This window comes from Streptomyces sp. NPDC102274 (assembly GCF_044766385.1).
Classification (GTDB): Bacteria; Actinomycetota; Actinomycetes; order Streptomycetales; family Streptomycetaceae; genus Streptomyces.
The window spans coordinates 199552-206190 of record NZ_JBIWLW010000015.1 but is presented as its reverse complement, the minus strand read 5'-3'; the positions used below and the strand labels follow the sequence as shown (position 1 = coordinate 206190).

Below are 6639 nucleotides of genomic sequence, written 5' to 3'. Positions count from 1 at the left end.
CGTTCGGGCAGATCCCGCCACGGCGCCCCCGTACGCAACCGCCACAGCACCCCGTTGACCACCTGCCGATGATCCCGCCACGGCCGCCCACACCCGTCAGCCCGAGGAAGCAGCGGCTCTATCCGCTCCCACGCCCCATCCGTCAACTCACCACGACCCGTCACAAGATCGATTATCAGACACGACCTAGCCGAGCCGGCCGAGGTCGAGCCGAGCCGGCAGGGCCGGGCCCGGCCCTGCCGTACCGCGTACTGGAGCGCCCGTGAAACCCACCCGCACACTCGCCGCCGCCCTCGCCGGGGAGACCGTCGTGCTCGACGGCGGTCTCTCCAACCAGCTGGCCGCGCAGGGCTGCGAGCTGTCCGACGACCTCTGGTCGGCGCGGCTTCTCGTCGACAGCCCCGAGCAGATCGAGGCGGCTCACGCGGCGTATGTGCGCGCGGGCGCACGGGTGTTGATCACCTCCAGCTATCAGGCGACGTACGAGGGTTTCGCGCGGCGCGGGGTGTCGCGCGATACGGCGGGCGCGCTGCTGGTCCGCAGTGTGGAGCTGGCGCGCCGGGCGGGCGCGGCGGGACCGGACGAGGTGTGGGTGGCGGCCTCGGTCGGTCCCTACGGCGCGATGCTCGCCGACGGCAGTGAGTACCGGGGCCGGTACGGACTGTCGGTGCGGGAGCTGGAGCGGTTCCACCGGCCGAGGATCGAGACCCTCGCCTCGGCCGGTCCGGACGCGCTCGCGCTGGAGACCGTCCCGGACACCGACGAGGCGGAGGCGCTGCTGCGGGCCGCCGCCGGTTGCGGGGTACCGGTCTGGCTCTCGTACTCGATCGAGGGCGAGCGCACCCGGGCCGGACAGCCGCTCGCCGACGCGTTCGCCCTGGCGGCGGGCGACGATCAGGTGATCGCCGTGGGGATCAACTGCTGCGAACCGGCGGACACGGACCGCGCGGTCGAGCTGGCCGCCTCGGTGACGGGCAAGCCGGTCGTCGTCTATCCGAACAGCGGGGAGGGCTGGGACTCGGGGGCGCGGAGCTGGCGCGGGGACGCCACCTTCGATCCGTCCAGGGTGCGGTCCTGGCAGGCGGCGGGGGCGCGGCTGGTCGGTGGCTGCTGCCGCGTCGGGCCGGAGCGGATCGCGGAGCTGAGTGCGCTGACCGGGCGTTGAGCGGACCTCGACGGCGAGGCGCTCATGGCTTCGGCGAGCGTGGAGTCATCGGGAAAACCCCTGGTCTGGCGGATCCAGCGGGCAATACTCGTACGGGTGTTCCTGACGATCAGTACGACCGGCACCTCGGAGCGTCCCGCGACCGCCCTCGGATTCCTGCTGCACAAGCATCCCGACCGGGCGCAGACGTTCTCCACGTCGCACGGCACCGCCCATGTGCTCTATCCCGAGGCGTCCACCGAACGCTGCACAGCAGCCCTGCTGCTGGAGATCGACCCGGTGGTGCTGTACGACACCACCCCGAACGTCGAGTACAACGTGCGCTGGGCGACGCTTCCCGCCGGGCACGTACGCCACGGCGACCACCGCTTCGAGTGGACCCGCGCGGAATTCCGCGACTGGGCCGGGGAGATGGGACGGCGCCATGGCTACGAGGTGACATACCGGCCGGTCGGCCCCGACGACCCCGAGGTGGGCCCCCCGAACAATCACCCAGGACACTTCTATAGTTTCGTTACTTTCAGTAGGCAGTAACGAGCGGCTTCCTGGCGCACGAAAAGGCCCCGGCCGCCGTGGTGGCGGCCGGGGCTCTCTCGGCGCGGCTACCCGCCGCAGGCATCACAACCAAAAGTCGTCTGCGAGATGCAGTTGCCGTCATCGTCGTAGACGTAGACCGTGCTCTTCGTCCCGCCACAGCCATCTCTACCGCACGGCGTGGTGTGATCCTCCTGATGTCCCATGCGTGAACCTCAACCTCTGCTCGATGGTCGGATCGAACAGCCGAGTGCACCCAGTGCAGTACCAACGCCAGTCGGGTGTGGATGGCGTGACCGTGGTCATGTCCTTCCACAGAAGGATCTTGCACAGGGGGCATCTCGGCGGACGCTTCACCACGTCACGGGCTCCGTTCATCTCGTCAGCGTGGTGCCTTGCGGATGGTGCGGTGTGCTGACCCGCTCACGGCCACCCTTATGAGGGACGTGGTCTTGGGCGGGGGTCAGCGGGGTCTTGCCAACTCCGGCCGGCGCCGTCCTCCCGGGCACCGGCCGGAGCGCTTTCACCCGCGGGCTGCTGGGCCTCAGCAGCCAGCGGGGGTCAGTGGGTGCGGCCTTACTTACTTTTCTTCTTGTCCGCCTTATCGGCCGCGCGCCGTTCCGCGCGGTTCCCATTCGGATTCGGCGTCGCTGATGTGGATGACTTGTCCTTGCGGGCAGACACTCCATCCGAGGCGCCAGCGGTGCCGACCTTGCGATTGAAGACCAATTCGTTCGTCCCTTCGGGCTCTGCCTGGTGGACCCGTCCCGGCTGCTTGACCTGTCCTTCATCACGGGAGTGGCGAAGCGGCCGGGGCGGGGGTCAGTGGGGGTGTCCGGCGGCCACGTAGGGCCGGACGGGAGCCGCCTGTGCCTCAGCGAGTTGGGTCATCAGTTCCAGCTCGCACCTGCGGCACGCGAACAGGGGCAACTCCACCGCGGTGTGGCCGGGACCGTCGGGGCTGGTCATCTCCCCTACGCGGATGGTCTGGAGTCTGCGGCGTGGGCAGCGGAAGCAGTTGCCCATCGCGGGGATGGTGAGGGGGCCGCCGAGGCGGATACGGATGTTCACGGCTTGCCCGTCCCGGCCTGGCAGGTGCAGGGGCAGGGTCCCGGGTTGGCGCAGTCGTGTTCGCCGCCGAAGACGCGGGCGAGCAGACAGGGCTCGCACGGGACGAGGACGTTGGGAACGTCGTCCTCGCTGATGGGCGGCCAGGTGAAGACCACGTTCATCAGGCCGACTCCGATCCGGCCCGTTCCGAGCCGTAGCGTTCCAGGAGCCATTGGCAGTCGACAGCGAGCAGCCGCACTTGGACGTGCGCACCGAGCACTCCCACCCCGAGGCCCTCGCCGATCTGGTTCTGGATTCTGTCGAGCCGCGCCGTGAGGCTGTACCAGCACTGGCCACCGCGCCACATCTGTGCGGCGTGCGCGCGGCCGGCGGGCAGCAGCGCTTCGATGTGGGCTTGGAGCTGGTTGGCGATATCCGTGAGGTCGGCGCGGGTGCCGACCCCGTGGCCGGCCGCGTCGGCTTGGTTGATGGTGGCCCGCACGGCGTTCAGGTTGGGGGTCTGCCGGGTCTTCTCGTCGGCGGTCACCGGGCTGCACCTTCCAGCCTTGCCCGGCCGACTCGGAGCAGTCCGGCCACCGCGTCGGGGGAGCACAGTTTCCCGGCCTGCTCTACGGGGACGGCCCAGTAGGGGGTGACCGGTGTCGGTTCCGTGTGGTCCGGCCGGGGGATGCCGAGCCAGGCACCGGGGCCGCGGACCATGGCCTCCGTCGATCGCCAGGTCTCGCAGGTCCCGGCTGGTACTAACGCGTAGTACCAGTGGCGCGGGTGGCAGATCACCGGTCCGTCGAGGACTTCGGCCAGGACGCGGGCGACGACGTCCGGGGCGCTGCTGTCGGCCGCCGCGTGGACCAGGGTGAGCGGCATGCGGACGGCGTCGTAGGGGCCGCCGGTGCGCAGCATCGCCGGTCGGCCGTCCTGCCACGCCTCGTGGGCGACAGCGGGGTGCGGGCTGGACGACGTCAGCCACCGGGCAATGGCGCTCTCGATGGCGGTCGGTGTGGGCATGGTCGGCTCCTGGGCTGCATGCGGTGCGGCGCCGGCCGTGCCTGGCGGGGGTTGGACGGCGCCGCCTCATGCAGATCACGCTATGAAGCCACGTGATTGGAGCCCAGTGACGGGCTGTCCTACATTCTGGATCAGGTAGGATGCTACGCCCTACCCAACCAGGCCGAGCCGATCGGCCAGCCCCAGAACAGCATCCCGCCGGGACGCACGCCCCCGCAGCTCTTCGACCAACCGGCGAGACGTGGAGTGGTAGCGCATCCACTCAGGTGCGTCCCTCTCCGCCAGCAGAAGCGCACTCTCGGAAGCACGGTCCTTGCCGAGATCGTTGTACGCCAGGGCGCGATCAACGTGGAACCGTGCACGCCAGGTAGGCGGCAGACTCGCGAGGTTCGGAATGCCGCGGGCGGCCCGGACCGCCTCGTCGCTCTGTTCCATCTCCACCAGGAAATTGACCTTCGCGATGCCCGCGTTCGTCGGCCCGAACGGTGTCGCGTAGACGTTGAGGTCCTCGCCCATGCTCTCGGCGGCCCCCTTCGCCATCCTCAGCAGCTGCTTCACTGTGTCGTGCTTCTCCTGCCGAACGGCGGCGGTGGCTGCGCGAAGCAGCAGTACGCCCCACAGAGCGAGGTCCTCAGGGCTGGAACGGAATCCGGGCTCAATCTGCTGCGCGCGGGCAAGCGCGACCTGCTCAGCGTCAGCTAGCCGGCCCTGTTTGGTGAATACCCACGACAGAGTCGAGGCAGACAGGGTCTCCAAGTTCGGGTCGTCGCACTGTCGGATCGCAACCAGGGAGCGTTCCATGGCGGTGAATGCGGCATCCTCCTTGCCGAGCGCCGTCAGCGTGGTCGCGGCGACTTGGTAGGCCACAGCGAGAACGGAGTTTGCCGCTGCGGCATCGGCGCCCGTGTAGGCGTGGACCGCCAGTCGGGCGTCACGGATAAGTTGCGGAAGTAGTGCCCCGATCTCCCCCAAGCGGCCCTCACGGCGAATGGCTTCGGTCGACAGCAGAGAGTCTCGGAGCTCTGTGATGCTCGGCGGGTCCTCGGGGTCAAGGTCGCCGCCGAGGATGTCCGCCACTGGGGAGACTGCCTGTCGCAGAGCGAGCACGGAAGGCAGACTGTCCTCCGTCTCGCCAATCTCGAAGGTGGTTGGCTGCCCAACGAGATAGCTCGGCTCGGTGTCAAGGGCCTGTGCCAGGGCGTTAATACTGGTGAGCCGTGCCGTTTTGCGCCTGCCCTGCTCTAGTTTACGAATCACATCAACGGACAGATCGGAACTCGCGGACAGCTGTTCTTGCGTCATATTCCGCCGCAGCCGCAGTTCCGCGATTCGGTCACCCAGGCTGGATTTGGATGCGTTCATGGATACCCCCGCCAGAGAGTTGTGCATCCACGCTACTGCGGACGGCGACCCGATGCGGTTTGTAGTACCGGATACGGCGAAACGCCCCCTGTCTAGCCCGTGAGGGCCAGTCAGGGGGCGCAGTGGTGAGCGTCAGCGCAGGAGGGCGAGGATCCCGGTTGCGGTGCCAGCGACTCCGGCGAGGACACCAAGGGTGGGCAGGGGCCATCGCCCGCGTTCGAGGGTGCGGAGCCTGCCCTCATGGTCAGCAACGTCGGCGCGGATGTCCTTCTGCTCATCCAGCACCACGTCGAGTTTGCCCTCGATGCGGTCGACAGTTCTGGCCAGGTCCCTCACCTCCTGATAGGTCTGTGCCGGGCTGATGTACACGCCCGGATCGGGCGCGGTGCCCATCAGGCCGGCCGCTTGTTGGGTATCGCGTAGGTGACGCCCAGGGCCCCGAGGATGGCCAGGGCGACGGTGACGCCCTCCCCGGTGGTGAACGCGCCGTCCTGGACGGCGGCGGCGAAGGCGGCGGCCCCGGCCGCGACGCCAGCGGTGACGGCCTTCGCGAAGCTGGAAATCCTCATGATGAATCCCTTCATTGATGCAGGTCAGAGGGCTGGACGGTCGTTACGGCCGTCCAGGTGGGATCAGACGTTGGGGACTTTGAGCCGGTCCCAGCTGGTCTTGCCGGGGATGCCGTCGGCGTCGCTGCCGGAGTAGCCGAGCTTGCGTTGCCAGGCGGAGTAGGACTTGCGGTCTGCGTCGGTCCATGCGAGGCCGGGCCCGACCTGGTATCGGCCGCAGCCCTCTGTCACGAGGCGCTTGCCCATGGCGGTGATGACGGCGCTACGGCGGCCGGCCGCGAAGTAGGCGGCCCCGGGGAACGGCTCGAATTTCGCCGGTGGCTTGGGCGCCGGTGGCTTCGGCGCGGCCAGGCGCTCGCCGACCCGGGCGCGCATGGACGCCATGGTGAAGCCGCGGGGATCGACCTTCCCGGGCTGCCACTCCAGATGCCCGATGACCGACCGTGCGCCCCAGTCGTGCGCCCGGCAGATCGCCGCGGCCACGCGCTCGATCGCCTCCAGCTGGGCGGCGGGCCACGGGTCACGGCCGTCGCCCAAGTTCTCGCACTCGAAGCCGTAGAAGTGCCGGTTGCCGTCGGTGTCGGCCTGGTTGTCCGGGGGCAGCGCCGCCTCGGCGGTCACCGCGCGCAGGACGTCGCCGTCGCCGAGGCCCGCGTGGTTGGCGCGGCCCCAGCCGACCAGATGTACCGTGCCGTCCTTGGCGATCACGCCGTGGCACAGCGGGCCCGGCAGAGAACTGTGCCCGTCCCTGCACAGGCGGACGGTGGCAGCGGTTCCCCGGGTGACGGTGTGGTGGATCATCACGCCGTGGACCGGACCCCACAGTCCCTTGTGGTTGCGGTTGTGGGTGCGCCAGTCGCCTACTTCTACGACTTTCACGCCCTCGGCGCGCAGTGCTGCGAGCAGCTGCGCGGCGGTGATCGGTGTCGCCAT

Annotated in this window: 10 protein-coding genes and 1 pseudogene; 2 read left to right on the top strand and 9 right to left on the bottom strand. The window is 69.2% G+C overall.

Annotation, left to right across the window (positions count from 1 at the left end; translation table 11 throughout):
* A partial coding sequence (locus ACIRQP_RS21720; RefSeq protein ID WP_403892555.1) for a transposase occupies window positions 1-164 on the bottom strand: 164 nt, incomplete at its 3' end.
* A gap of 98 nt (window positions 165-262) precedes the next feature.
* Here ACIRQP_RS21720 and mmuM point away from each other — a divergent pair.
* Together mmuM and ACIRQP_RS21710 are read left to right on the top strand one after the other, a co-directional pair.
* Window positions 263-1165, top strand: coding sequence for a homocysteine S-methyltransferase (gene mmuM / locus ACIRQP_RS21715; RefSeq protein WP_403892539.1), 903 nt, complete (start codon window positions 263-265; stop codon window positions 1163-1165).
* Between the two features lie 96 nt (window positions 1166-1261).
* Window positions 1262-1453 (top strand): annotated as a pseudogene (locus tag ACIRQP_RS21710) (3' terminal RNA ribose 2'-O-methyltransferase Hen1); the annotation flags it as partial.
* A gap of 1068 nt (window positions 1454-2521) precedes the next feature.
* Here the strand turns inward: ACIRQP_RS21710 and ACIRQP_RS21705 are convergent.
* From ACIRQP_RS21705 to ACIRQP_RS21670, 8 genes are all read right to left on the bottom strand, one after another.
* Window positions 2522-2770, bottom strand: a complete 249-nt coding sequence (locus ACIRQP_RS21705; RefSeq protein ID WP_403892537.1) for a hypothetical protein — start codon at window positions 2768-2770, stop codon at window positions 2522-2524.
* On the bottom strand, window positions 2767-2931 hold the full coding sequence (locus ACIRQP_RS21700) for a hypothetical protein (protein WP_403892535.1): 165 nt from the start codon (window positions 2929-2931) through the stop codon (window positions 2767-2769). The genes ACIRQP_RS21705 and ACIRQP_RS21700 overlap by 4 nt, the downstream gene beginning before the upstream one ends.
* Complete coding sequence (locus ACIRQP_RS21695) at window positions 2931-3296, bottom strand: DUF6415 family natural product biosynthesis protein (RefSeq protein WP_403892533.1); 366 nt, start codon at window positions 3294-3296, stop codon at window positions 2931-2933. Before ACIRQP_RS21695 ends, ACIRQP_RS21700 begins: the two co-directional genes overlap by 1 nt.
* Window positions 3293-3775 carry a hypothetical protein gene (locus ACIRQP_RS21690; protein ID WP_403892531.1) on the bottom strand — a complete coding sequence of 161 codons (483 nt, stop codon included), beginning with the start codon at window positions 3773-3775 and terminating at the stop codon, window positions 3293-3295. Before ACIRQP_RS21690 ends, ACIRQP_RS21695 begins: the two co-directional genes overlap by 4 nt.
* A 150-nt stretch (window positions 3776-3925) precedes the next feature.
* On the bottom strand, window positions 3926-5137 hold the full coding sequence (locus ACIRQP_RS21685; RefSeq protein WP_403892529.1) for a helix-turn-helix domain-containing protein: 1212 nt from the start codon (window positions 5135-5137) through the stop codon (window positions 3926-3928).
* A 132-nt stretch (window positions 5138-5269) separates the two neighbouring features.
* Complete coding sequence (locus tag ACIRQP_RS21680) at window positions 5270-5530, bottom strand: hypothetical protein (RefSeq protein WP_403892527.1); 261 nt, start codon at window positions 5528-5530, stop codon at window positions 5270-5272.
* Entirely contained in the window at window positions 5530-5706 is a 177-nt protein-coding gene (locus ACIRQP_RS21675) for a hypothetical protein (protein WP_403892525.1), read from the bottom strand. The genes ACIRQP_RS21680 and ACIRQP_RS21675 overlap by 1 nt, the downstream gene beginning before the upstream one ends.
* A gap of 63 nt (window positions 5707-5769) precedes the next feature.
* Window positions 5770-6639 carry a peptidoglycan-binding protein gene (locus ACIRQP_RS21670; RefSeq protein ID WP_403892523.1) on the bottom strand — a complete coding sequence of 290 codons (870 nt, stop codon included), beginning with the start codon at window positions 6637-6639 and terminating at the stop codon, window positions 5770-5772.

Bases quoted from the DNA above. Each gene is read 5' to 3' on its own strand.
- ACIRQP_RS21685 (WP_403892529.1), bottom strand. From the start codon at position 5,137: ATGAACGCATCCAAATCCAGCCTGGGTGACCGAATCGCGGAACTGCGG.
- ACIRQP_RS21670 (WP_403892523.1), bottom strand. From the start codon at position 6,639: ATGGCGACACCGATCACCGCCGCGCAGCTGCTCGCAGCACTGCGCGCC.
- ACIRQP_RS21680 (WP_403892527.1), bottom strand. From the start codon at position 5,530: ATGGGCACCGCGCCCGATCCGGGCGTGTACATCAGCCCGGCACAGACC.
- ACIRQP_RS21690 (WP_403892531.1), bottom strand. From the start codon at position 3,775: ATGCCCACACCGACCGCCATCGAGAGCGCCATTGCCCGGTGGCTGACG.
- ACIRQP_RS21675 (WP_403892525.1), bottom strand. From the start codon at position 5,706: ATGAGGATTTCCAGCTTCGCGAAGGCCGTCACCGCTGGCGTCGCGGCC.
- ACIRQP_RS21700 (WP_403892535.1), bottom strand. From the start codon at position 2,931: ATGAACGTGGTCTTCACCTGGCCGCCCATCAGCGAGGACGACGTTCCC.